Annotated in this window: 22 protein-coding genes and 2 pseudogenes; 19 read left to right on the forward strand and 5 right to left on the reverse strand. The window is 65.6% G+C overall.

Annotation, left to right across the window (positions count from 1 at the left end; all coding sequences use genetic code 11):
- Nucleotides 1-293: 293 nt before the first annotated feature.
- The 3 genes and pseudogenes from AC5RWU_RS20100 to AC5RWU_RS20110 form a co-directional block, all read left to right on the forward strand.
- Nucleotides 294-485 (forward strand): annotated as a pseudogene (locus tag AC5RWU_RS20100) (IS1634 family transposase N-terminal domain-related protein); the annotation flags it as partial.
- A gap of 160 nt (nt 486-645) precedes the next feature.
- Complete coding sequence (locus tag AC5RWU_RS20105; RefSeq protein ID WP_494032712.1) at nt 646-1,068, forward strand: hypothetical protein; 423 nt, start codon at nt 646-648, stop codon at nt 1,066-1,068.
- Nucleotides 1,065-1,961: an IS1634 family transposase gene (locus AC5RWU_RS20110; protein WP_494032691.1), complete on the forward strand. Its 897-nt coding sequence runs from the start codon at nt 1,065-1,067 to the stop codon at nt 1,959-1,961. Before AC5RWU_RS20105 ends, AC5RWU_RS20110 begins: the two co-directional genes overlap by 4 nt.
- A 170-nt stretch (nt 1,962-2,131) precedes the next feature.
- Here AC5RWU_RS20110 and AC5RWU_RS20115 read toward each other — a convergent pair whose 3' ends face one another.
- The 5 genes from AC5RWU_RS20115 to AC5RWU_RS20135 form a co-directional block, all read right to left on the reverse strand.
- A complete protein-coding gene (locus tag AC5RWU_RS20115; RefSeq protein WP_494032692.1) occupies nt 2,132-3,250 on the reverse strand; it encodes a phosphotransferase family protein in 1,119 nt (372 codons plus the stop codon).
- On the reverse strand, nt 3,250-4,485 hold the full coding sequence (locus AC5RWU_RS20120) for an acyl-CoA dehydrogenase family protein (RefSeq protein WP_494037176.1): 1,236 nt from the start codon (nt 4,483-4,485) through the stop codon (nt 3,250-3,252). Before AC5RWU_RS20120 ends, AC5RWU_RS20115 begins: the two co-directional genes overlap by 1 nt.
- Nucleotides 4,486-4,567: 82 nt before the next feature.
- On the reverse strand, nt 4,568-5,395 hold the full coding sequence (locus AC5RWU_RS20125; RefSeq protein WP_494032694.1) for an SDR family oxidoreductase: 828 nt from the start codon (nt 5,393-5,395) through the stop codon (nt 4,568-4,570).
- A 132-nt stretch (nt 5,396-5,527) separates the two neighbouring features.
- A complete protein-coding gene (locus AC5RWU_RS20130; RefSeq protein WP_494032695.1) occupies nt 5,528-6,673 on the reverse strand; it encodes an acyl-CoA dehydrogenase family protein in 1,146 nt (381 codons plus the stop codon).
- Between the two features lie 15 nt (nt 6,674-6,688).
- Nucleotides 6,689-7,336, reverse strand: a complete 648-nt coding sequence (locus AC5RWU_RS20135) for a TetR/AcrR family transcriptional regulator (RefSeq protein WP_494032696.1) — start codon at nt 7,334-7,336, stop codon at nt 6,689-6,691.
- Nucleotides 7,337-7,866: 530 nt separating this feature from the next.
- Here AC5RWU_RS20135 and AC5RWU_RS20140 point away from each other — a divergent pair.
- The 16 genes and pseudogenes from AC5RWU_RS20140 (at nt 7,867) to AC5RWU_RS20215 (ending at nt 22,326) form a co-directional block, all read left to right on the forward strand.
- A complete protein-coding gene (locus tag AC5RWU_RS20140; RefSeq protein WP_494037172.1) occupies nt 7,867-8,391 on the forward strand; it encodes a flavin reductase family protein in 525 nt (174 codons plus the stop codon).
- 169 nt (nt 8,392-8,560) lie between these two features.
- Complete coding sequence (locus AC5RWU_RS20145; protein WP_494032698.1) at nt 8,561-9,295, forward strand: nitroreductase; 735 nt, start codon at nt 8,561-8,563, stop codon at nt 9,293-9,295.
- Nucleotides 9,296-9,536: 241 nt separating this feature from the next.
- Nucleotides 9,537-10,727 carry a thiolase family protein gene (locus AC5RWU_RS20150; protein WP_494037173.1) on the forward strand — a complete coding sequence of 397 codons (1,191 nt, stop codon included), beginning with the start codon at nt 9,537-9,539 and terminating at the stop codon, nt 10,725-10,727.
- A gap of 319 nt (nt 10,728-11,046) precedes the next feature.
- Nucleotides 11,047-11,208: an SDR family NAD(P)-dependent oxidoreductase gene (locus AC5RWU_RS20155; protein WP_494032700.1), complete on the forward strand. Its 162-nt coding sequence runs from the start codon at nt 11,047-11,049 to the stop codon at nt 11,206-11,208.
- A 72-nt stretch (nt 11,209-11,280) separates the two neighbouring features.
- Nucleotides 11,281-12,096, forward strand: coding sequence for a crotonase/enoyl-CoA hydratase family protein (locus tag AC5RWU_RS20160; protein WP_494032701.1), 816 nt, complete (start codon nt 11,281-11,283; stop codon nt 12,094-12,096).
- 97 nt (nt 12,097-12,193) lie between these two features.
- Complete coding sequence (locus tag AC5RWU_RS20165; RefSeq protein ID WP_494032702.1) at nt 12,194-12,952, forward strand: 3-hydroxyacyl-CoA dehydrogenase; 759 nt, start codon at nt 12,194-12,196, stop codon at nt 12,950-12,952.
- Nucleotides 12,953-13,154: 202 nt separating this feature from the next.
- Nucleotides 13,155-13,298: a hypothetical protein gene (locus AC5RWU_RS20170; protein ID WP_494037174.1), complete on the forward strand. Its 144-nt coding sequence runs from the start codon at nt 13,155-13,157 to the stop codon at nt 13,296-13,298.
- Nucleotides 13,299-13,523: 225 nt separating this feature from the next.
- Nucleotides 13,524-14,300: an electron transfer flavoprotein subunit beta/FixA family protein gene (locus AC5RWU_RS20175; RefSeq protein ID WP_494032704.1), complete on the forward strand. Its 777-nt coding sequence runs from the start codon at nt 13,524-13,526 to the stop codon at nt 14,298-14,300.
- Nucleotides 14,301-14,311: 11 nt separating this feature from the next.
- Nucleotides 14,312-15,295: an electron transfer flavoprotein subunit alpha/FixB family protein gene (locus AC5RWU_RS20180; protein WP_494032705.1), complete on the forward strand. Its 984-nt coding sequence runs from the start codon at nt 14,312-14,314 to the stop codon at nt 15,293-15,295.
- A gap of 566 nt (nt 15,296-15,861) precedes the next feature.
- Complete coding sequence (locus AC5RWU_RS20185) at nt 15,862-16,932, forward strand: cytochrome b/b6 domain-containing protein (RefSeq protein ID WP_494032706.1); 1,071 nt, start codon at nt 15,862-15,864, stop codon at nt 16,930-16,932.
- A 207-nt stretch (nt 16,933-17,139) separates the two neighbouring features.
- The gene (locus AC5RWU_RS20190) at nt 17,140-18,342 is read left to right on the forward strand and encodes an acetyl-CoA C-acetyltransferase (RefSeq protein WP_494032707.1); all 1,203 of its coding nucleotides are present in this window, start codon (nt 17,140-17,142) and stop codon (nt 18,340-18,342) included.
- Nucleotides 18,343-18,359: 17 nt separating this feature from the next.
- A complete protein-coding gene (locus AC5RWU_RS20195) occupies nt 18,360-20,453 on the forward strand; it encodes a 3-hydroxyacyl-CoA dehydrogenase NAD-binding domain-containing protein (protein ID WP_494032711.1) in 2,094 nt (697 codons plus the stop codon).
- Between the two features lie 19 nt (nt 20,454-20,472).
- Nucleotides 20,473-20,619 carry a hypothetical protein gene (locus AC5RWU_RS20200; protein WP_494032708.1) on the forward strand — a complete coding sequence of 49 codons (147 nt, stop codon included), beginning with the start codon at nt 20,473-20,475 and terminating at the stop codon, nt 20,617-20,619.
- Nucleotides 20,620-20,709: 90 nt separating this feature from the next.
- Complete coding sequence (locus tag AC5RWU_RS20205; protein ID WP_494032709.1) at nt 20,710-20,964, forward strand: hypothetical protein; 255 nt, start codon at nt 20,710-20,712, stop codon at nt 20,962-20,964.
- A 167-nt stretch (nt 20,965-21,131) separates the two neighbouring features.
- Nucleotides 21,132-22,023: pseudogene (locus AC5RWU_RS20210) on the forward strand (IS982 family transposase).
- A 72-nt stretch (nt 22,024-22,095) separates the two neighbouring features.
- A complete protein-coding gene (locus AC5RWU_RS20215) occupies nt 22,096-22,326 on the forward strand; it encodes a hypothetical protein (RefSeq protein WP_494037175.1) in 231 nt (76 codons plus the stop codon).
- Nucleotides 22,327-22,411 lie beyond the last annotated feature (85 nt).

A 22,411-nucleotide genomic window follows, 5' to 3' on the forward strand; every position in this document is an offset into this window, starting at 1 on the left:
CCATCCGGGTGGACGGCGGACTCGTGTGGTCGGCATGACCACCGCTCGGGGCGACAACCAGCAATACAGCAGAATCTGATTCATCACAACCACTACCTGAACCGGCCCGGGTTCTGTAGGGGACTGTTTTCCGAGGAGGACGACAGTATGCCTAGGCCGAAGTTACGAGGGGCTGATCGCTCTGGTTCCTAGTGGTTCCGGGCGGTCAGCCCTCTTTTGTACCACCGTTTGTAGCCACTAAATTATTGGCGTGCCGTCCGAGTTATGCGGGTGGACAGGTCTGCTCTTGTGGCATGGCGAAATCGCAGCAGGCCGTGCACGTAGCCCGGACGAAGTCGCGGCGGGTGAACAAGGCCGGCGAAACGGTCGAGTACGAGTCGGTGCTGCTGCGCCGGACCTACCGGGACGGGGGCAAGGTCAAGCACGAGACGCTGGCGAACCTCGCAGCCCTGCCCGACCAGGCGGTCGAGGACCTGCGTGCGTCGCTGGCCGGCAAGACGCTGATCGAGGCGACTGCCGGGCTGGAGATCGTCCGGTCGCTGCCGGCCGGGCATGTTGACGCGGTCACCCGGATGGCCAGGGGACCGGGGTTCGAGGCAATGCTCGGACCGGCCTGCCGTCAACGCGAGATCCGGCCTGGGCCCTGTGTCCACGGACGAGGCCTATGCCGCGATGGACTGGCTGCTCGCCCGGCAGGAGGGCATCGAGAAGAAACTGGCCCGCCGCTGGCTCGGCGCCGAAGCCAACCCGCGGAAGCTGGCGCTGTTTGATCTGTCCTCATCCTGGGTGACCGGGCACCACAATCCGCTGGCCGCCCGCGGCTATTCACGGGACCGGAAGAAGGGCGTCGAGCAGATCGAATACGGCATGCTCGCCACCCGGGACGGAGTCCCGGTCGCGGTCCGGGTCGTGCCCGGCAACACCGCGGACCCGGCGGCTTTCACGAGGATTGCCGGGCAGATCAAGGACCTGGCCGGGGTCGAGGAGATGGTCATGGTCGGAGACCGCGGCATGGTCACTACGCCCGCATCCGGGCTCTGCAGGAAACAGGCGGCCTGGGCTGGGTGACCTGCCTGCGCGCCCCGGCGATCCAGGACCTGGCCGCCGACGACGGCCCGCTGCAGATGAGCCTGTTCGATACCCAGGACCTGGCCGAAATCGCCCACCCGGACTACCCCGGCGAACGCCTCATCGCCTGCCGCAATCCCGCCCTGGCCGAAGATCGGGCCCGCAAACGGGCCGAACTGCTCACCGCGACCGAGGCCGAACTGGCCAAAATCGAGGCGTCCGTGGCCGCCGGGCGCATCACGGGAGCCGGGAAGATCGGCATCCGGGCCGGCAGGAGCGTCGACAAATACAAGATGGCAAAACACTTCATCCTCACCGTGGAGGACAACTCCTTCGCCTACGCCCGCGACGAGGCCTCGATCACCACCGAGGCGGACCTCGACGGCATCTACGTCATCCGCACCAGCGTCCCGGCGGAGACCATGGACGCGGCGGAGACCGTGCGGGTCTATAAGTCCCTGGCGAACGTGGAGAAGATCTTCAAGTCCCTCAAATCCGTGGACCTGCGCATCCGCCCGATCCACCACCGCACCGAGGACCGCACCCGCGCCCACGTCTTCCTCTGCCTGCTCGCCGGGCACCTGACCTGGCACCTGCGCCAAGCCTGGGCGCCGCTGACCTACACCGACGAGCACCGGCCCGTCGCCGAGAACCCGGTCACCGCCGCGACCCGCTCCGACAAAGCGCAGGCCAAAGCATCCAAACGTGTCCTGGCCGACGGGACCCCCGCCCACAGCTTCCGCTCCCTCCTCGGACATCTGGCCACGCGCACGCGAAACACCCTGCGCCCGCCCGGCACCGAGAAAACCTTCGAACTCACTGCCCTGCCCACCCCCGCCCAACGCCAGGCCCTCGAACTGATCGACCGCTACATCGAAAACATCGCGAAGTAGCCAGACAACAACCAAGCAGAAACGCCGGAATCCCCGCCACCACGGGGATTCCGGCGTCTCAAACCACGTAACTTCGGCTTAAACGTAGAGATGCCGGGTATTGAGCGGATGTAACGGACGGAGAAGGTTCAATAGGGGACGACTGTTCGCTTCTTCAGGGTTCGTCGCTGTCAGCGGGCAGCGGCTGGGTCCATACCGGCAGACTGCCGTGCACTCGTCAGCAGCCGGGGCACGCCGGCCTCCAGGGCAGGGCTGAAGTTTGTATCGTGCGGCCGTTCGCCTTTGAGCCACCGGGTGTAGATGGCCTCGCAGAAGATGGCGGCCTTCCACAGGGCCAAGGTCTGGTACCAGGGCAGGGCGTCCAGGTCCAGGTCCATCCGTTCCCGGTACCGGGAAATGAGCTGGGCACGGTTGAGGTAGCCGGGTTCGCGGGTGACCGGGGTCAGATCCAGCGGGGTGGGGATGCTGCCTGGGTCGGCCCAGGTGGCGGTGAGGTAGCCGAGGTCGGCCAGCGGATCGCCGATGGCGGCCATTTCCCAGTCGAGCACGGCGGTGACGCGGGCCGGAGCCTGCGGGGAGAACATGAGGTTGCCTGCCCGGTAGTCGCCGTGGATGACGGCCGCGGTCTGGCTGTCCGGGACGTTGCGGGCCAGCCAGTCACCGATTCTGGCAACCTCGGGCAGGACCCGGGTGGTGTTGACGTCCCACAGCCCGGAGAACCGCTCAACCTGGCGCCGCAGGTAACCCTGCGGCCGGCCGAAGGCTGCCAGCTCGCCGGAGCTGACGTCTACCTGGTGGAGCCGGACCAGGGTGTCCACGATCGCTGCGCTGGTCGCCTCGCGCTGTTCCCGCGAGTCGAGGTGCCCGGGGATGCTGTCCGTGATGACGGTTCCGTCCAGGAAGGACATGAGGTAGAAGGGGACGCCGAGGACGGACGCGTCGTCGCAGACCGCCAGAATCTCCGGTACCGGTACCCCGGCGTTCCTGACCAGCTGCTGGATTCTGGCTTCGCGGACCATGTCGTGCGTGGATTTGGGCAGTGGCGGACGGGGTCCGCGCCGCAGCACAAACACATTGCGGCCGCGCTGGATCCGGTAGGTGATGTTGGACTGGCCGTCGCCGATGCGGGACCAGGACAGCGGCCCGCTGCCCAGGTTCTGTGAGTCCATGAATTCGCTGACTGACTCCACGATCAGCAGCGGCGGCGACTGCAGCCGGCCAGCGTCCGCACGCGTGGCGACGACTTCCTCGCCGTCGGGAACCGTCGGCGTCAACGGAGGGGCAGACATCAGCGTACCCCTGCCGCTGCATTGTGGCCGTCGGGGGCCTTTTCTCCCTGGTCTGAGCACGCCGGCACTTCGGCCCCGTCAACATCTGCCAGGTACGGTTCGCCGCCGGCGACCGCGGCCCGGCGCCGGGCGGAGGCCCTGCGCGAGATGGCCCATTTGTGGGTCTCGTTGGAGCCGTCGTAGATGCGGAAGGGCCGTACCTCGTTGAGGTAGGACGCCAGGGGCAGTCCGTCGGAGACGCCGTCGCCGCCGCAGATCTGGATGGCCCGGTCGATGATCTGGAAGATGGCCTCGGAGCAGTGGACCTTGGCCACGGAGGACAGCGCGGACCCGGCCTTGGGGTCGGTGTCGAGCAGGAACCCTGTTTTGGCGATGATGGCATCGGATGTCTCGATGTCGATGACGGACTGGGCGATCATCTCCTGGGCGATTCCCAGGTCCTTCATCGGGGAGCCGAAGAGCTGCCGGCGCTCGGCGCGGTCCAGGGCGATGTCCATTGCCCGGCGCGCCAGGCCCAGCCAGCGCATGCAGTGGGTCAGGCGGGCGGGACCGAGGCGAACCTGCGCGTACTTGAAGCCCAGTCCGGATTCGCCCAGGACCGCCTCGTCCGGAACGAAGCAGTCCTCAAGGTAAACGTGGGGGTGCCCGCCGTCGATCGCCCTGTCGATGGTGTGGATTGGTTCCCCGAGCCGGATTCCCGGGTTGTCCATGTCGACCAGGAACATGGTCGCCCCGGCGGCGGAAACCGTGTCGGAAGTGGCTGCCATCACGATGCAGAATGCCGCGCCGTCGGCGCCGCTGATGAAGCGCTTGTGGCCGTTGATCAGCCAGCCGCCGTCGACCTTTGTGGCCTCGGTCAGCAGGGCGGCCGGATCCGAGCCGGCGCCCGGGTGGGGTTCGGTCATCCCGAAGCAGGAGCGTGCGGTGCCGGCCGCCTGCGGAGCCAGGTAGCGCTGCTTCTGGGCCGGCGTGGCGATGAGGTTGAGCAGGTGCATGTTGCCCTCGTCCGGGGCCATGCAGTTCAGCGCGGACGGACCGATGGGGGAGTAGCCCGCTTCCTGGAAGACGGGGGACCAGTACTGAATGGGGACGCCCTGTCCGCCGAACTCCTTGGGGACGTGGGGGGGGCGAATACCCCGGCCTCCCGGGCTGCGCGCTGCAGGCGCTCCCTGGTCGCCTGGTCCAGCCGCTCGCCGGGTCCGGGCTCGGCGGGCAGAACGACGGCCCGGATGAATTCACGGGTGCGCAGCCGCAGGTCTTCCACCTCGGCCGGCAAAGTGTGGTTGCTCATGTGGTCCTTTCGGAATCAATCGGAAATCAGGCAGTGCCGCCGGCGGCCAGGAGCCCGCCGTCGAGGTCGAGAACCTGCCCGGTGACCCAGGCGGCGTCCGGGGACGCGAGGAAGGCGACGGCGGCGGCGATATCATCCGGGCTGCCGAGACGGCCGAGGGGATACTGGGCAGCGACTTCGGCTTCCCTGCCCTCGTACAGCGGCTGGGCGAACTGCGTCTTGACCACGGCCGGGGCCACGGCATTGACCCGGATTTTGGGACCCATTTCCACCGCCAGGGTGCGGGTCAGGTGTCCGATCGCGGCCTTGCTGATGCCGTACATGCCGATGCCCGGCGACGGGACCTGCCCGGTAACGGAAGACAGGTTGATCACGGAACCGCCGCGGCCGGCGAAATCCAAACCCTGGTACCGGTAGGCCTCCTGGATCCAGGCCAGTGTTCCCAGGAGGTTGACCTCGATGATCTTGCGCGCCGAGTCCAGATCCAGCTCCATCAGGGGACCGTAGACGGGATTGATGCCGGCGTTGTTAACCAGAATGTCCAGCCGGGCGAATTTCCCGGTCACGGTTTCCAGCACTTCCCGCCGGTGGTCGGGGTCGTCGGCCTTGCCCGCCACTGTGACGACGGTTCCTTCCGGAAATCCGGCCGCGGCGTCCTCGAGGGGCTCCTTCTTCCGCGCGGTAATGCAGACTCTGGCGCCTTCGGCCACCAGCCGTTGCGCAATGGCCAGCCCGATGCCCCGGCTGGCGCCGGTGACGATGGCCGTCCTGCCCTCGAGCCGGCGGGCCTGGATGTCTCGGCCCCACGGCTGATTTTTCCGGCCCGCGCTGCGTGGGATAGGGGACTGGGTCATGAGATGCCTTTCGATGTGGTTTTGGGGCCGGCCGCGTTGCCTGCCTCGCGCAACTCGCGCCGCCTGATCCTCCCAGTTTAGGTCTTGGGCAGATCATCCATGATGTGGATGGTCCGCCGGGGACGACTCCGGTTAAAGCCCCAAGTCTCGGCCTATGAGTTCTTTCATGATTTCGTTTGAACCAGCCCAAATTCGAGTGACCCGGGCATCCCTCCATGCCCGGGCGACGCGGTACTCGTTCATGAAGCCGTAGCCGCCGTGCAGTTGCACGCAATGATCGAGCACGGAGTTCTGTGTGTCGGACGACCAAAGCTTCGCCTTGGCGGCGTCGATCGGAGTGAGTTCTCCGACCTTGTGGGCGGCGATGCAACGGTCGATGTAGGTTTCAGCAACTTCGATCTGGGTGATGAGTTCGGCGAGCTGAAACTTGTTGTGCTGGAGAGATCCGATGGCTGATCCGAATGCCTTTCGGGTTTTTGTGTATTCGATCGTCTCAAGGAGGATTTGCTTGGCATGCGCGACATTGGAGATGGCGGCGCTCAGACGCTCCTGAGGCAGCTGTTGCATCATGTGGATGAATCCGCTGTCAACTTCGCCGACGACTTCGGCGTCAGTCACGCGGACGTTGTCGAAGAACAGCTCTGCGGTATCCGACTGATCCTGTCCCACTTTGTCGAGTTTGCGCCCGCGGCTGAACCCCGGAGTGGCTGACTCGACGGCGAAGAGGGTGATGCCCCTAGCTCTTTTCTCCGGACTGGTTCGGGCGGCGATGATGACCAGATCCGCCGAGTAGCCGTTGGTAATGAAAATTTTGGATCCATTGATTACCCATTCGGCACCATCTCGCACCGCAGTGGTTTTCATCGCGGCGAGATCAGAGCCCCCTGACGGCTCCGTCATGCCGATGGCGAGCAGCAGTTCACCGGAGGCGATCCTGGGTAGCCAGCGCCGTTTCTGCTCCTCGGTGCCCAATTCGACAAGGTAGGGCGCCGTGATCTCGGCGTGAATGCTCACGCAGGACGCGTAGGCCGCAGCCACCTTCGACAGTTCTTCCGTGAGCACCGCTGTGAAGCGGTAATCCCCTGCGCCGGACCCACCGTACTCTTCGGGGATCTCTAGGCCGAGCAATCCCTGTGCGCCTGCCTCAAGCCAAAACTGGCGCGGCAGACCATGCTCAGCGATGTGGCTTTCCTGTTGTGGCAGAACGTAGCGGTCGAGAAACGCCCGCACCGAGGCACGGAATTCCTCGTGGTCGAGATCATAGATGTTTCGCTTCATCGCGGTCCTCTTCTTTCAGGTATAAGCATTGTCGTGGGGTGGGACAGTGTGCCGACGCAGCATTCGAACTGCGAATTCGGCGTGCTGCGAGGCGATCGCATGCTGATCGGGTTGACGTTCGGGGTCGAACCATCGCACAAGGTCGATGGAGATCGAAAGGAGTACGTCCGCCGCGCCGTCAACGTCGGTCACCTCAAATTCCCCCAACGTAACTCCACGCTCGATCGCCGAACGCATCACATGTTGGACCTCACGGCGCAGAGCGGCGATCTCCGCGCGGTGCTGTTCTGAGAGTGCATTGAACTCGTACTGCGCCACGCGACCGAGTTTCGCGTTCTGCATGTGCCACCGGCTGAATGCGTAGACCATTCCGTGCACACTTTGCACAGGATGTGCTTCCGGCTCAGAAGCAGCCGAGAGGCAGGCCAACGCTTGTCGATGACCCAGCATGCTGATCGCGAACAGGAGATCTTCTTTGGTCGCGTAGTGGATGTACACAGCCGCAGGGCTGCGATTCGCCTTCGCCGCGATATCGCGGGTCGTAGTGCCCCCAAAGCCGGACTCGGCAAACACCTCGACCGCCGCCTCCAGCAGCCGCTGCTGAGCGGTGGAAAGCCTGGGCGGCATCGCTGATGCGCTCTGGTTTGCGGGGGTGGTACACAATACGACTCCTGATTCAGGATACTAAGCGCTTGCTTACATATGCAAGCGCTTACATTCATCAAAGTCAAGTCAGGAGTTCGTTATGCCCGAAGCCCGCCGGCCCCCGCGATGCCCAAGGTCTCGCCCTGGCTGACATCGAACGAAACGTCGTGGGGCCTGGCTGCCGGCGGAGGCGGGCCTCAGATGACGGACGGGAGTTGTTCGAGCCGGGCATGCACCGATCTGGCACGTCGACCCGCCAGCCTGCTGCCCGGCTGGTTCTCGACCAACCATATGGTTGACATCTCCTGCGGGCGGTAATAGCCTGCTCAGGTGGCCCGGGCGCAGGCCTGGCCCCGGCCGGGATTGGGAAAGGATGGGCGACCAAGAAAGCAGCCTCCGGGTCCGAAGGGAAGCTCACGACGAACATATGGTCGGCCGCGCCGCTGCGCGGCTCACACCTCTAACAAACAACCGAACGGTGATCCGGTGCTGAGAACCGCGCTTTTCAATCGTGAGAGTTGAGCGGTAGCCGGGACAAATCAAAGGCAATGAAAGGTGAGACTATGAGCTCATACAAAGATGTAACGCCAAACCGCATGCGGCAGATCATCGAAAACTTCTGCTCTGGAATCACCATTATCACAGCAATGACTCCGGCGGGCCCGGTGGGTTTCACCTGCCAGTCGTTTACCTCCCTGTCAATGGAGCCGCCGCTGATCACCTTTAATCCGATGCGGACATCAACCAGCTGGCCCGAAATCCGGGACACGGGCTCGTTCTGCGTAAACATTCTGTCGACAGAATCCCAGCACCTGTCGGGAACCTTCGCGAAGTCCGGAACGGATAAATTCGCAGACGTCATATACTCACTCTCTGAACTGGGCAACCCGATCATCGACGGGTGCCTGGCGTGGGTGGACTGCGAACTGCACGCCGAGCATGACGGCGGTGACCATACCATCGTCGTTGGCCGTGTTGACAACATGCACGCCCGGGACGATGTCGATCCGCTGCTCTTCTTCCGCGGCCGCTACGCCACCATCGAGAAGGCCAAAGTCGCCTCAGGTCAATGAGCCCGCGCTCCGTGCAGCGGGGAGATCACCGGCCGCACCTGGAGAATCCGAGACCGGCGACGACAAGCGCCACGCTCGTAGGCGGACATGGCAAGTGCCCAATCAGCTGCCCCTCCAGTCACTGGCATTGACCTCCCTGTGGCAACTTATCGAGGAAGAGTTATTCAAGATGGACGTTTCAACGTTTCCTGCCTCCCAGGAGGTTTCGCCGCGGACCCCGCGCGGACCCCGCGCGACCGCGTATTCCGCTGCCCTCGGCGCCCTCCTGAAGGAGCGGTACAGCTGCCGGGCATATCTGAAGCAGGAAGTGCCCCGGGAGGATATCGAGCAGATCCTGGCGCTGGCCCAGCACACGCCGTCGTGGTGCAACTCGCAGCCCTGGCAGGTCATCGTCACCAGCGGCGCGTCAACCGAGCGCCTGGCCGCCGACCTGCTGGCCGCGGCGCGGGCCGGAACCTTCCGCCCCGACTTCGAGGGACCTGCCGAATACCACGGCGTGTACGGGGAACGGCGCAGGGAGGCCGGACTGGGGCTGTACCGGCATGCCGGTATCGCCCGGGAGGACAAGGAAGGCCGCCGGGAACAGATGCTGGAGAACTACCGCTTCTTTGACGCCCCCCACACTGCGATCATCACTACTGACAGCCGGCTTGGCACCTACGGGGCTGTGGACTGCGGCGGATACATTTCCAACTTCATGCTGGCCGCGCGGAGCCTGGGCGTCGCCAGCGTTCCCCAGGGCGCCGTTGCCATGGTCTCCGACACCGTCCGTGCACACCTGAACATTCCCGAGGACCGGCTGATCGTCTGCGCCGTATCCTTTGGCTACGCGGATACGGAGCACCCGATCAACGGTTTCCGGACCAGCCGGGCCGACATCGACGGGACGGTCCAATGGGTCTGAGCACACCGGCCCCCGGGGCCGCCTGGTCCGGGCAGCCGGTGCAAGCGCACCGTTTGGCCGGCAAGAGCGCCATCGTCACCGGCGCCAGCCGCGGCATCGGGCTGGCGATCGCCATGCGGCTGGCAGCCGAAGGAGCAGGCCCGTTGCGGCTCCTCCCGGTGGACCACCGTAGCTGCCGCCCTAAAACATTGACAACCACAAAACTACAGACATTATCTGCTTAGTATCGAAAGGTTATGAAATGACCAATGCCGTTATTATCGACGTCGTCCGACTCGCCTCGGGCAAAGGAAAGCCGGGCGGTGCGCTCTCCGATACCCATCCGGTGGAACTGCTCGCCCACGTATTGCGCGCCCTGGTCGACCGCACGGGAATCGATCCCGCCCAGGTCGACGACGTCATCGGCGGCTGTGTGCAGCAGGTCGGCGAACAGTCCCTGAATATTTCCCGGCAGGCACTGCTCTCGGCCGGATTCCCCGAAAGCGTGCCTGCCACAACCATTGACCGCCAGTGCGGTTCGAGCCAGCAGGCGGCACATTTCGCTGCCCAGGGTGTCATCTCCGGCGCGTACGATATGGTCATTGCAGCCGGTGTGGAATCCATGAGCAGGATACCCATGGGCACGGCCTCCATGGGCCAGGATCCCGGGGGCCCCGGGATCGCCGCCCGCTATCCCGCGGGCTTGATCAACCAAGGCATCTCCGCCGAACTGATAGCCGCCAAGTGGAAGCTGGACCGGCTGGAGCTGGACGATTTTTCGGCCGAATCCCACCGCCGTGCCGCGGCGGCCCAGGCCGCCGGAAACTTCGCCAACGAAATCGTTCCGATCACTGTACAGACGGCCGACGGTACCTTCACTCACGCAGTCGACGAAACGATACGTCCGGCCACGACTGCTGAAGGCCTCGCCGGCCTGAATACTTCCTTCAACACCGCCGGCTCCATGGAGCGTTTCCCCGATATTGATTGGAAGATCACGCCGGGGAATTCCTCGCCGCTGACCGACGGCGCCTCGGCCGCGCTGATTGTCAGCGAGGAGACAGCCAACAGGCTCGGCCTGGGCCCGCGGGCGCGCTTCCATGCCTTCTCCGTTGCCGGAGACGATCCGATCATGATGCTCACCGCACCGATCCCGGCCACCCGGAAGGTCCTGCAGCGCAGCGGCCTGGGCATCGAAGACATCGATGCCTACGAGGTCAACGAGGCCTTCGCCCCGGTGCCCCTCGCCTGGGCCCGCGAGTTCGACGCCGACCCGGCCAAGCTCAATCCGCGCGGCGGTGCCATTTCCCTCGGACACGCTCTGGGTTCCTCGGGGACACGCCTGCTGGGCACGCTGCTCAACCACCTTGAGAGCACCGGCGGCCGATACGGACTGCAGACCATGTGTGAGGGCGGTGGAATGGCCAACGCCACGATCATCGAACGCCTCTAACGGCGAACTGCATTGGTGCACACGGATCAAAGGAAGACTCCGTGTGTACCAATGCAACAGGCCCCACCCACTGGCGGCGCCATAAGCCGCTGCAGCTGAGCAACCTGCTGGAGCACCCCTCGAGGCGTTTTACCCGGATGGCTTCCATAACCGATTGGAACTTCAGTGATGAGCCGTCTCGGAGAAAATGCCCGGATCGGCACGGACCCCCCGGACGATCCAATGGTGGAGGCGGTGCCGGCCCGGTCACCCTTCGGCAGACGCGCGGCCGCCGCGTTGATCACGCTTAACCGGCCGCAGGTGCGAATGACAACTCACCATGGCACCTCGTAGAGCAGCACGTTTCGAAGGCAAGATCCTCGTCGTCACCGGTGCAGGATCGGGAATCGGCCGCGGCATCGCCTCCGCATTCGCCGCCAAGAAAGCAACGGTGATCATCAACGACATACGCGAGGAAGCGGCAAAGGACCAGGGCTGCTGACGGGGACCAACCCTGATTATCCAGGTCCAACAAGCTTTTCCATTGTCCAATCTAGAAGCTAAGGAATTGAGAATGACTCAGACTGCTGGCGCGCAACTGACGCAGACCGAGCCCGCCGCCACCTATGAGGTCCGCGGACATGTGGCCGTTGTGACACTGAACCGCCCCAAGGCACTGAATGCCGTCAACGCTGATCTGTCCGCGGACGTCGGTGCTGCCCTGGAGCGTGCCGCGGCCGATATTGAGGTCCGGGCGGTAGTGATCACCGGGTCCGGACGCGCCTTCTGCGCGGGGGCGGATCTGAAGGAGATCGCCGCGGGCCGCAGCGTGTACGCGCCCGAGCATCCCGAGTGGGACTTAGGCGGTATCGTGCGCCACTGGATCGACAAGCCGGTCATTGCCGCGGTCAACGGCTTCGCCATGGGCGGGGGCACCGAGATCGTGCTGGCCTGCGACCTGGCAGTGATTGATGAGACCGCCACGCTCGGACTGCCCGAGGTGCGCCGCGGACTGCTGGCCGCGGCCGGCGGAGTGATCCGTCTGCAGCGCCAGGTCCCGGTCAAGGTTGCCGCGGAAATCGCGATGACCGGTGAGCCGATTTCGGCTGCGCGCGCCTATGAGCTGGGCCTGGTCAACCGGATCGCCCCGGAAGGCACTGTCCTGGAGGCTGCCCTGGAGCTGGCCGGGACCGTGGCAGCCAACGCGCCGCTGGCCGTGCAGCAGACCAAGCGGGTCCTGCACGAGTCAGTGGCCGCCGGATCGGACTGGGGCCCGGAGGTGTGGGCCATCAACGCCGACGCCATGCGTACCGTCTTCACCAGCGAGGATGCCAAGGAAGGCCCCCGCGCGTTCGCGGAGAAGCGCGCTCCGAAGTGGTCCGGCCGCTAGCAGCACCCCTGCTTTCGGAAGGGTCGAAGGACCGGCCTGGATTGATGCGGGGCAAGAGCCCATGAGAACCGAAACATTCTAACGAAGGATCACAACTATGGAGATTTCAGGAACCAGCGCTCTCGTTACCGGCGGTGCCTCCGGCCTCGGCCTGGCCACGGTGACCACCCTGGTCAAGGGCGGCGCACGGGTTTTCGCCCTCGACCTGCCCTCGGCGGACACCGCGGCCCTGGAGGCACTGGGGGAGTCGGTGACATTCGTCCCGGCCGACGCGACCGATGAAGCCTCCGTCACCAGCGCCGTCGAGGCTGCCAACGCCAACGGGGATCTGCGCATTGTCGTCAACTGCGCCGGCATCGGCAACGCCATCAAGACCGTCGGCAAGGACGGCCCGTTCCCGCTGGCCGACTTCGAGAAGGTCATCAAGGTCAACCTGATCGGCACGTTCAACGTCATCCGCCTGGCCGCGCATGCCATGTCCAAGAATGCCCCCGTGGGCGAGGAGCGCGGTGTCATCGTCAACACCGCGTCCGTGGCAGCCTTCGAAGGACAGATCGGCCAGGCCGCCTACTCGGCCTCCAAGGGCGGAGTGGTCGGCGCAACGCTGCCCATCGCCCGAGACCTGGCATCGCTGCTGATCCGGGTCAACACCATTGCCCCGGGCCTGTTCCGCACCCCGCTGCTGGGCGCCCTGCCGGAGAACGTCCAGAGTGCTTTGGGCGCGCAGGTGCCGCACCCCAGCCGGCTGGGGGAGCCGAGCGAGTACGCGCAGCTGGTCGAAGCGATCGTGACCAATCCGATGCTCAACGGCGAAACCATACGCCTGGACGGCGCCATCCGCATGGCCCCGCGCTAAGCGCTCCTTCACACCAGGCTGTGTTGTTATCCGCACCGGCACGACGCGGGCATTTCGAGCAGGTGCCCGGGTGCATCAAGGCGGACCTGGTTGCGCGCTGCGAAACCGGTCCCGCAGAAACCGAGGTGCCGGACGACCAGGACGGGTCTATGGGCCGGTCACCGAACCAGCCTGGGTAATGGATGAATGGAAGTATCACGCAATGGTGATGGATAAGACGATCTCAAACCCGGTCGAGACGGTGCGGGCCATCCCTGATCGCGCGTCCACCGCGGTCGACGGATTCGGCTTCTGCGGCTACGCCATGGGTCTCGTTGGTGCGGGTTTCGATCGCAGGGACTCATGACAGACGCCGAGCGGGTTAACCAAATGGCGGCCAGGGCCCGCAGCGGGCCCGCCAGGAGGGCTCGTTATGGGCGTAGTCGTTCATCAGGCACGCACCCCTTGGCAAGGCGCCTACCGGCCGCCTGCACACATTCGAACCAAGACTTGGCTGAACGAGGAGCCCTTGCGGCTCCGCATCAATCCATTGCGACAGCCGTCGCGAAGAAGGCGGCGAAAGGAGATGTCCATGAAGATCATCGTGCTGGTGAAGGAGGTCCCCGACACTTACGGGGACCGGAAGCTCGACCTCGAGACGGGGCTCGCGGACCGCGCGGCGGGCGAGGTCGTGCTCGACGAGATCGGGGAACGCTCGCTCGAGGTGGCGCTCTCATTCGCGGACAGGAACGCCGACACCGAGGTGGTGGTGCTGTCGATGGCGCCGGAGAGCGCCACCGCGACGTTACGCAAGGGCCTCGCCATGGGGGCGACATCGGCTGTGCAGGTGGCCGACGAGGCACTCCGCGGGGCTGACCTCGGGCTGACCGCAGAGGTACTCGCCGCTGCGATCCGGCGCACCGGGTTTGACCTCGTGATCGCGGGCAACCTGTCAACCGATGGCAGCGGCGGCGTGCTGGCGGCGATGGTCGCCGAATTCCTCGGTGTCCCGCACGCGACTTCGCTGACGTCGATCGAGATCGCCGCGGACGTCGTGACCGGCGTTCGCGCAACGGAGAACGGCACGATGCAGGTGACCGCGCCGCTGCCTGCCGTAGTGTCGATCACGGAGGCGTTGCCGGATGCGCGGTTCCCCAACTTCAAGGGGATCATGGCGGCGAAGAAGAAGCCGATGGAGATTCTGTCCCTTGCAGAACTGGCTGTCGATCCCGATGCCCCGGAGTCTGCGCGGTCGATCATGACCGCGATAGCGGAGAAGCCTGCCCGCGAAGCGGGCGTGAAAATAGTCGACGAGGGCGATGCAGGCGGAAAGCTCGCGGAGTTCCTCCTGCAGAACCAACTGGTGTAAGGGGCACAACCATGGCCGAATACGAAGCGGATTCCATCCTTGTCCTTGTCGAGCTCACGCCTTCCGGCGGACTCGCGGGCAGCGCGGCAGGCCTGCTCGGCGCCGCCGCGCAGGTCGGCACGCCGGTGGCGCTGGTGGTGACCGCTGCCGGCGCCGGTGCCGCCGCGGCGGATGCCGCGGGCGCGCTGGGCGCCGCGCATGTGGTCGTTGCCGAGACGGCTGATCCGGGCATCCTGACCATGCCGGTGGCCGATGCGCTGGTCGCCGCCGCGGACACAGTGCGCCCCGACGCAGTGCTGATCCCGAACTCGATCGCGGGCCGGGATGTCGCGGGCGTGTTTGCCGCACGCACCCGGTCCGGCCTGGCAGTCGACGCGGTCGGTATCTCGCGGGATGCGGAGGGCGTGGTCGCGCACCACTCGGTCTACGGCGGCGCCTACAACGTCGACTCTGCAGTGACCCGGGGTGCGCCGGTGATCACGGTGCGGCAGGGTTCCATCGAGGCGCGCGCCGAGGCGCGCGTGCCCACGGTCACAACCCTGCCGGTGACCCCATCGGGCAAGCCCGCGGCATCCATCGCGTCGTTCGAGGAGGTCGTCAAGGCATCGAGCCGTCCCGAGCTGCGCGGAGCGGCGAAAGTCGTCTCCGGCGGGCGCGGCCTCGGTTCCGAGGAGAAGTTCGTGCTCGTCGAGCAGCTCGCAGACGCCCTCGGCGCGGCCGTCGGTGCATCACGCGCCGCAGTGGACGCCGGCTACATTCCCCAGTCGCATCAGGTTGGGCAGACCGGCGTTTCCGTGGCACCGCAGCTGTATGTCGCGCTCGGGATATCCGGAGCTATCCAGCACCGTGCGGGCATGCAGACGGCGAAGACCATTGTCGCAATCAACAAGGACCCGGATGCCGAGATCTTCGAGATCGCGGACTTCGGTGTCGTTGGGGACCTGTTCACTGTTGTGCCGCAGCTGATCGCTGCCCTCGACGCCCAGAAGGCGTAGCGGCGATGGCGACATACCTGCGGTCGATACGCCAGGGACTCCCGCGCATCCCCGGCGGTAAAGCCTGGCCGCCCACCGGTGATGCGCCGGTCGCGGCGGCTGCGCCCAGCGCTGACGCCGGCGCACCCGAGCAATCCTCGGTGATGCCGGCCTATCCCGCCGCGACCGCGTCGGCGCTGACTCGAGAGACGGCGACCGCGCCCACCGGGATGGAACCGGATGTGGCGGAGACGGTTGCAACCGCCGCCCCCGCCGGGGGCTCTCGACCAATCCGTCGCGGGTTGCCGCGCATTCCTGGGGGTGAGCCGTGGCCGCCTGCCGGCAAGGCAGCCGGGCCAGCCCTGGCATCGGTCCCCGCTGCGGCACGGCACGCGGCTACCTCGAATGCGGGCGCAAGGCCCAACACGGCCGGGCAGACTCCCGCAGCAGCGACGACTCCTGCCGTTCCCGCGGGCCCGGCTGAAGCGGGTCAGGCTGCCGCAGCATCCGACCGCCCGCTTCGTCGCGGCTTGCCGCGCGTGAGGGACAGCGAGCCGTTACCGCCAGCGGAGTCCGCACCCGCACGCATGGCTGCCGAATCCGGGGGAGCGGCACCGGCGGCAAAGGACGAAACCGCACCCGCGGCGGCATCCGTTCCCGCTCCCACTGCCAACCATGCTCCGGCACAGCCGGTGCGCCCCACCACGCCCCGCTCCGTCCCGGCTCCTACACTCGCACGGGAGCCGGGACCGTTCGGCTCCTACACCCGCAGGCAGCTGCTGGGATTCGCCGTCCTCGGCGGGTTCGCGGTGCTGGGCGCCGCCACCGTCGTGGTGGTCGCCGCGGCCTGGTTCCGGGACCTGCCGTTCATGCAGGACTTCCTCACCACCTATCCCGGCGAATACCCCCTGCCTGCGGGCGCGGCCCCCGGGTTCCCCGCGTGGGTGCAGTGGCAGCACTTCTTCAATGTGTTCCTGATGGTGCTGATCATCCGGTCAGGCCTGCAGGTGCGCACCGAGAAACGGCCGGGCGCGTACTGGACGCCGAAGTGGTCAAAGGACGGCAGGGGCAAGATCAGCCTTGCACTGTGGTTCCACCAGTCGCTGGACATCCTGTGGCTGGTCAACGGCGTCATCTTCGTCGTGCTGCTGTTCGTCACCGGGCACTGGATGCGAATCGTGCCGACCAGCTGGGAAGTCTTCCCCAACGCCTTCTCCGCAGCGCTGCAGTATGTATCGTTGGACTGGCCCACCGAGAACGGCTGGGTAAACTACAACAGCCTGCAACAGCTCATGTACTTCCTCACGGTCTTCGTCGCGGCGCCGCTCGCGGCCACCACCGGAGTGCGGATATCGGGGCTGTGGCCGAGGAACGCGAAGACGTTGAGCCGGGTCTACCCGGTCGAGTGGGCCCGGGCGGTCCACTTCCCGGTGATGCTGTACTTCACGGCGTTCATCATCGTGCACGTCGCGCTGGTGTTCGCGACCGGGGCGCTGCGGAACCTGAACCACATGTACGGCGGCACCGACGTGGTGAACTGGGCCGGGTTCTGGATCTTCTTCGCCTCGCTGGCCATCATCGTCGGCGGCTGGATCGCTGCCCGGCCCTTGGTACTCGCCCCGTTCGCGAAGCTCTCCGGCAAGGTCACGGGACGCTGATCATCCGTCTCAGACGACGCAGCCATAAAGCTGCGGGCGCCCGATGGTCACCCGGACCATCAGCTCGCAACGTTATGAGGTGCCTCACCGCTTAGTTGACGACGCATGGAACGCCTCTGACTGAGCGCGCTTCCAACCCATGGCGACTGCAGCCTTCATGCCTGACTGTTGTATCCCTATTTCCGCAGTTTTCCCGAAAGGTAACCCGTGAATCCTAATAGCAGAATTCCTGTCATTCTTGGCGGGGCACGCACCCCCTTTGGACGCTTCCGTGGCGGGCTTGCTTCATTGTCCGCGACCGACCTCGGTTCCCATGCCATCCGTGCGGCCCTGGAGCGTGCCGGGGCCGCCCCGGAGCAAATCGAGGCCGTGATTGTTGGGCAGGTCTATCAGGCGGGCGCCGGGCAGGGTCCGGCGCGGCAGTCGAGCCTGGGCGCGGGCATCGGCTGGGACGTGCCCACTGTCACCGTGAACAAGCTGTGCCTGTCCGGTCTGACGGCGGTGATCGACGCGGCCCGGGTGATCCGGGCGGGGGAGGCTGACTTTGTGGTCGCGGCCGGCCAGGAATCCATGACGAACGCCCCGCACCTGGTCAACGGGCTGCGCGCGGGGGTCACCATCGGGGACACCCCGCTCGTTGACTCGCTCAACCACGACGGGCTGCAGGATCCGTTCAGCGGCGACCTGATGGGGGCCGCGACCGACGCCGGCAACGCCACTCGGGGGATCACCCGCGAAGAGCAGGACCAGGTGGCCGCCCGCTCGCATCAGCGTGCGGAAGCCGCCCGGGCGGCCGGTTTGTTCGATGCGGAAATCGCTCCCCTCACTATCCCGCAGCGCAAAGGACCGTCGCTGGCGGTAGGCAGCGACGAGGGCATCCGTCCCGACACCACAGCACAGGGCCTCTCGGCGCTGAGGCCCGCCTTCTCGACGGCGGAGAACGCCACCATCACTGCCGGTTCCTCCTCCCCGTTGTCAGATGGTGCCGCCGCCGTCGTGATAGCAAGCAAGGCCGCCGCCGAAGCTGCCGGACTGGAATGGATCGCCGAGATCGGTGCTCACGGCCAGACCTCCGGCCCTGACGGTTCCCTGCATTCCCAGCCGTCCCGGGCCATTGAAGCCGCACTCAAACGTGAAGGTTTGAGCGTCGACGATCTGGATCTGATCGAAATTAACGAGGCCTTTGCCTCTGTGGTGATCCAGTCGGCCAATGATCTGGGCATCAACACGGACCGGATCAACGCCGAGGGCGGGGCCATCGCCCTCGGACATCCGGTCGGCGCGTCCGGCGCCCGGCTCGTACTCCACCAGGCGCTCGCCCTTCAACGCGCTGGAAGCGGGACCGGCGTCGTCGCCCTCTGCGGCGGCGGCGGACAGGGCGACGCGCTGATCCTCAAGGCAGCCCAGTGAACGCGGCTGTTTCCGGCATGCCGGCCGGCAACCTCGCCACGTCATTTTCGTCCCTTGAGGAAATCGGGCTGCCCGGCGTGGGGACTTTCGCACTGATCACGCTCAGCGGCCGCGACCGCAAACCGGCCACCTTCGGCCCCGAGTCCCTGAACGAACTCGGCACACTCCTTCGCCACGTAGGGGACCGTGCAGCGGCGGGAGAGTTTGTCGGCGTCGGAATCACGGGGCAGGGCAGAAGTTTGCTGGCCGGCGCGGACCTGACGGCCCTTCGGAGCCTCTCGGACCCGGGCGCCGCCCGGGAAGTTGCCGCCCTTGGTCACGAGGTGTTCGGTATTCTCGCGGCGATGACGGTGCCCACCTTCGCGTTTATCAACGGCGCAGCCATCGGCGGTGGCCTGGAAATCGCCCTCGCCGCCGACTACCGCACGGTCTCCGCAGACGCGAACGGAATCGCCTTGCCCGAGGTGTACCTGGGCCTCGTCCCCGGCTGGGGCGGTGTGTATCGGCTCCCGCGGCTGATCGGCCCGCGCAACGCTGTCAAGGTAATGATTGAGAACGCGCTCAGCAACAACAGGACCCTCAGCGGCACGGCGGCCCACGATTTGGGGATTGCCGACGCCATCTATGAATCAGCCGACTTCCTCGCACAATCCCTCGTCTGGGCGGGCTCGATCATCGCCAACGACCGGCAGGTGATCCAAGCGCTGGCGGCCCGCCGCAGCGAAAAAGCGCACGCCGCCGACGTCGATTGGGACGCCGCCCTCGGGGCGGGCCATGCCTTTCTCACGGCGAGGAACGCCACCAGCACACCCGCGCCGTCCCGCGTGCTGGAACTGCTGGAACGCGGCCGGACCCTAAGCCAGGCCGAATCCGCTGAACTCGAGATCCAGGCGCTCACCGAACTGATCCTGACACCGCAATTCAAGAATTCGGTGTACGCACTCCTGGATCTGCTCCAGCGCCGGTCTAAGAATCCCTCCGGAGCGCCTGATCCGGACCTAGCGCGCCCAGTCCGGAAGGTCGGTGTCGTCGGTGCTGGCCTCATGGCCGGGCAGTTGGCGCTGCTTTTCACCCGGCAACTTCAGGTGCCCGTGGCCCTCACTGACGTCGATCAGGGCCGTGTGGACAAGGGCGTGGAGTACGTCCACGCCGAGGTGGACAAGCTCCTGGCCAGGAAACAGATCTCTGCCGACGACGCCAGGCGCATCAAGACGCTGGTCACCGGCTCCGTCAGCAAGGACGTCTTTGCCGACGCGGACTTCGTCATCGAGGCGGTCTTCGAGGAACTCGCCGTCAAGAAACAGGTCTTTGCAGAGGTCGAGGAGGTGGTCTCAAAAGAGTGCATCCTCGCCACCAACACCTCCTCCCTGTCCGTCACGGACATGGCTTCGGACCTGCTGCATCCCGAACGGGTGATCGGGTTCCACTTCTTCAACCCCGTGGCCGTCATGCCTTTGGTGGAAATCGTTCCGGCGCCCAGGACCAGCAAGGAAGCCTTGGCTACAGCGTTTGTTCTAGGTAAGGCCCTGAAGAAGACCACAGTGCTGACCGGGGACGCCACCGCCTTCGTGGTCAACCGCGTCCTTGTGCGGCTGATGGGTGAAGTCATCCAAGCTTTCGACCAAGGCACTCCGGCCGACGTTGCGGACAACGCCCTCAAACCCATGGGCCTGCCCATGACACCGTTCACCCTTCTGGCTATGGTCGGCATTCCGGTGTATCAGCATGTCAGTGAGTCCCTGCATGCAGCCTTTGGTGACCGATTCCCTGTCTCGGCGAATCTGCAGACGCTGGTTGACAAGGGGATCAAGGGGATCTGGGCCACTAACGACGACGGCCTTCGGCCCATACCGCAATCCACCCTGGACGCGTTGGAGTTCGGCACCACACCATCCACCTCGGAAGAGGTGCTGGAACGTGTTCACCGCGCCCTGGCAGAGGAGATCTGGCTACTGCTGGACGAAGGCGTCGTCGCCGCTCCCGAAGACGTGGACCTCTGCATGATCACCGGAGCCGGCTGGCCCCTCCACCTGGGCGGAATCACCCCCTACCTGGACCGGACTGGAGCCTCCGCAAGGGTCAACGGCAAGACATTCCACCCGGACCTATGAGTGGCTCTACAAGGGCAGCTTGGACTACGCGAACCAAGCGCGCTGGGGTCTGCAGTTCGCCAACCAGGCCGTCCAGGCGCAGTCTAACCTCGACCCGATCTGGACCGCGCCGGCCCAGCCGGTCCCGAAGGGAGTGGCAACCGTCCTTGAACAGAAGTACGGATAGGTCGCCTTCCCGGAGCGTCCGCTGTTCGTAGGCTTCATTGACGATCTGCAGAGCCTCGACCTGATCCGCGACGGCAAGATGGACGCACTCGTGGCGTACCCCATCGATGTCCCGTCCTGGATCGTCATGGACCAGCTGGCCCAGTCGTTCTCCCGAGATGGCGTCAAGGTCGATCCGGATGCTGCGATCAAGAACAAGGACGTCTACGGGACCGAGATGGCCAGCGTCTCCGTCGTGACGAAGGAAAACGTTCCAGCGAAGGGGACGTACGCCCCGTCGCCGGTGGACGTGACGTCCTTCTTCACCACCAAGTGGAACGCCGAGTTCGGCACCGACGCTCCGTAGCTGAGACGTGTTCACGCCGGCCCAGGGGTCGCCGTGAACACGTACCCGACGCCTGCGAGGCACGCGAGCGTCGTAGCTGTTGCACCGCCTCTAGATGAGTAAGTCCTATTGGCAGGCCGGGGCGTGGCCGCTTTTGAAGTGAGGCGGAGAGTGTTTAAGTCTCGTATGTGAACCCAAAACTGAACACTCTCCTGACCACACTGTACGTGGTCCTGACCGATCAGGTCCTGCCGGATCTGGGTGTTTCCCGTGACCGGCGGCCCGGGCGCCGGCCGGTCCTGTCCGATGCGGAGCTGCTGTGCCTGGCGGTGGCCCAGCACCTGCTCGGCTATTCCTCGGAAACCAGGTGGGTCCGTTACGCCCGCACGCATCTGCGGAAGATGTTCCCCGGTATCCCGCCCGAGTCCGGCTACAACAAACGCATCCGGGCCGCCGGACCGCTGATCGCCGCGATCACCGCGTTGGCCCGGGATACTCCGTCCTGGCACGAGATCCTGCGCCTGGTCGATTCCACCCCGGTCCCGTGCGACCAGTCCAGGGAAACCGTCAAGCGCTCGGACCTGGCCGGCCAGGCCGGCTACGGCTACTGCGCCTCGCACTCCCGGTTCTTCTGGGGTTTCCGGCTCTACCTGATCAGCACGCCGGAGGGCATGCCCGTCATCTGGGCACTGGCGAACCCGAAGAGCGGTGAACGCGAAGTCACCCGGGCGCTGCTGGAACGAGACCACCGGCTCGTTCAGGAAGGACAGGTCATCCTCGGCGACAAAGGCTTCGCCGGCCGGGAGTTCGAGCGGTTCATCAGTGAGGAACCCGGCGCCCGCCTGATCCGCCCGGACCGCAGGGACGAAAAGCCCCGCTTCGGTGGCATCCGGCAGTGGATCGAGTCCGTCTTCGACAGCCTCAAAGGCCAGCTCGGTCTCCGAACAGCACGGCGGACGGACCCTCGCCGGCGTCTACGCCAAAGTCGGCGCGAAGCTCCTCGCCCTGGCCGCAGGAATCCGGCACAACTGGCGCATCAACGCACCGCGCAAACGCTCACTCATCGCCTACGACCACTGAATCCAATAGGAATTAATCATCTAGTTCCCGTCGAGAGCGATGAACACCGGTCTTCGTGCCCGGGCCATCTCATTGGAGACACCTCATGACCATGACCGACAATCCCCCGCCCGCGAGCACGTCGAAGAACGTCAGGGCTCATCGACGCTGCGCACCGTCCTGAACCCCGGACCCCACTGGGGGATGATCGTCGCCCTGGTTGGGCTCATCGTGGTGTTCAGCGCCTTGAGGCCCGATTCCTTCGCGACATTCCACACGGCCAAGTCGAGGCTCTATCTTGCTTCGCCCCTGCTCCGGTCCTGAGACGGCGCGCCTGATGTTCTAGTCGGTGGACTCGATCTCGACGTGAGCACGCAGGCGTCCCTGGCCGTCGACCCATCCCTTGCTG

The sequence above is a fragment of the Arthrobacter sp. B0427-1-12 genome (assembly GCF_059092905.1).

Bases quoted from the DNA above. Each gene is read 5' to 3' on its own strand.
- AC5RWU_RS20115 (WP_494032692.1), bottom strand. From the start codon at position 3,250: ATGTCTGCCCCTCCGTTGACGCCGACGGTTCCCGACGGCGAGGAAGTC.
- AC5RWU_RS20125 (WP_494032694.1), bottom strand. From the start codon at position 5,395: ATGACCCAGTCCCCTATCCCACGCAGCGCGGGCCGGAAAAATCAGCCG.
- AC5RWU_RS20130 (WP_494032695.1), bottom strand. From the start codon at position 6,673: ATGAAGCGAAACATCTATGATCTCGACCACGAGGAATTCCGTGCCTCG.
- AC5RWU_RS20140 (WP_494037172.1), top strand. From the start codon at position 7,867: ATGAAAGGTGAGACTATGAGCTCATACAAAGATGTAACGCCAAACCGC.
- AC5RWU_RS20145 (WP_494032698.1), top strand. From the start codon at position 8,561: ATGGACGTTTCAACGTTTCCTGCCTCCCAGGAGGTTTCGCCGCGGACC.
- AC5RWU_RS20150 (WP_494037173.1), top strand. From the start codon at position 9,537: ATGACCAATGCCGTTATTATCGACGTCGTCCGACTCGCCTCGGGCAAA.
- AC5RWU_RS20155 (WP_494032700.1), top strand. From the start codon at position 11,047: ATGGCACCTCGTAGAGCAGCACGTTTCGAAGGCAAGATCCTCGTCGTC.
- AC5RWU_RS20160 (WP_494032701.1), top strand. From the start codon at position 11,281: ATGACTCAGACTGCTGGCGCGCAACTGACGCAGACCGAGCCCGCCGCC.
- AC5RWU_RS20165 (WP_494032702.1), top strand. From the start codon at position 12,194: ATGGAGATTTCAGGAACCAGCGCTCTCGTTACCGGCGGTGCCTCCGGC.
- AC5RWU_RS20170 (WP_494037174.1), top strand. From the start codon at position 13,155: ATGGTGATGGATAAGACGATCTCAAACCCGGTCGAGACGGTGCGGGCC.
- AC5RWU_RS20175 (WP_494032704.1), top strand. From the start codon at position 13,524: ATGAAGATCATCGTGCTGGTGAAGGAGGTCCCCGACACTTACGGGGAC.
- AC5RWU_RS20180 (WP_494032705.1), top strand. From the start codon at position 14,312: ATGGCCGAATACGAAGCGGATTCCATCCTTGTCCTTGTCGAGCTCACG.
- AC5RWU_RS20185 (WP_494032706.1), top strand. From the start codon at position 15,862: ATGGCTGCCGAATCCGGGGGAGCGGCACCGGCGGCAAAGGACGAAACC.
- AC5RWU_RS20195 (WP_494032711.1), top strand. From the start codon at position 18,360: ATGCCGGCCGGCAACCTCGCCACGTCATTTTCGTCCCTTGAGGAAATC.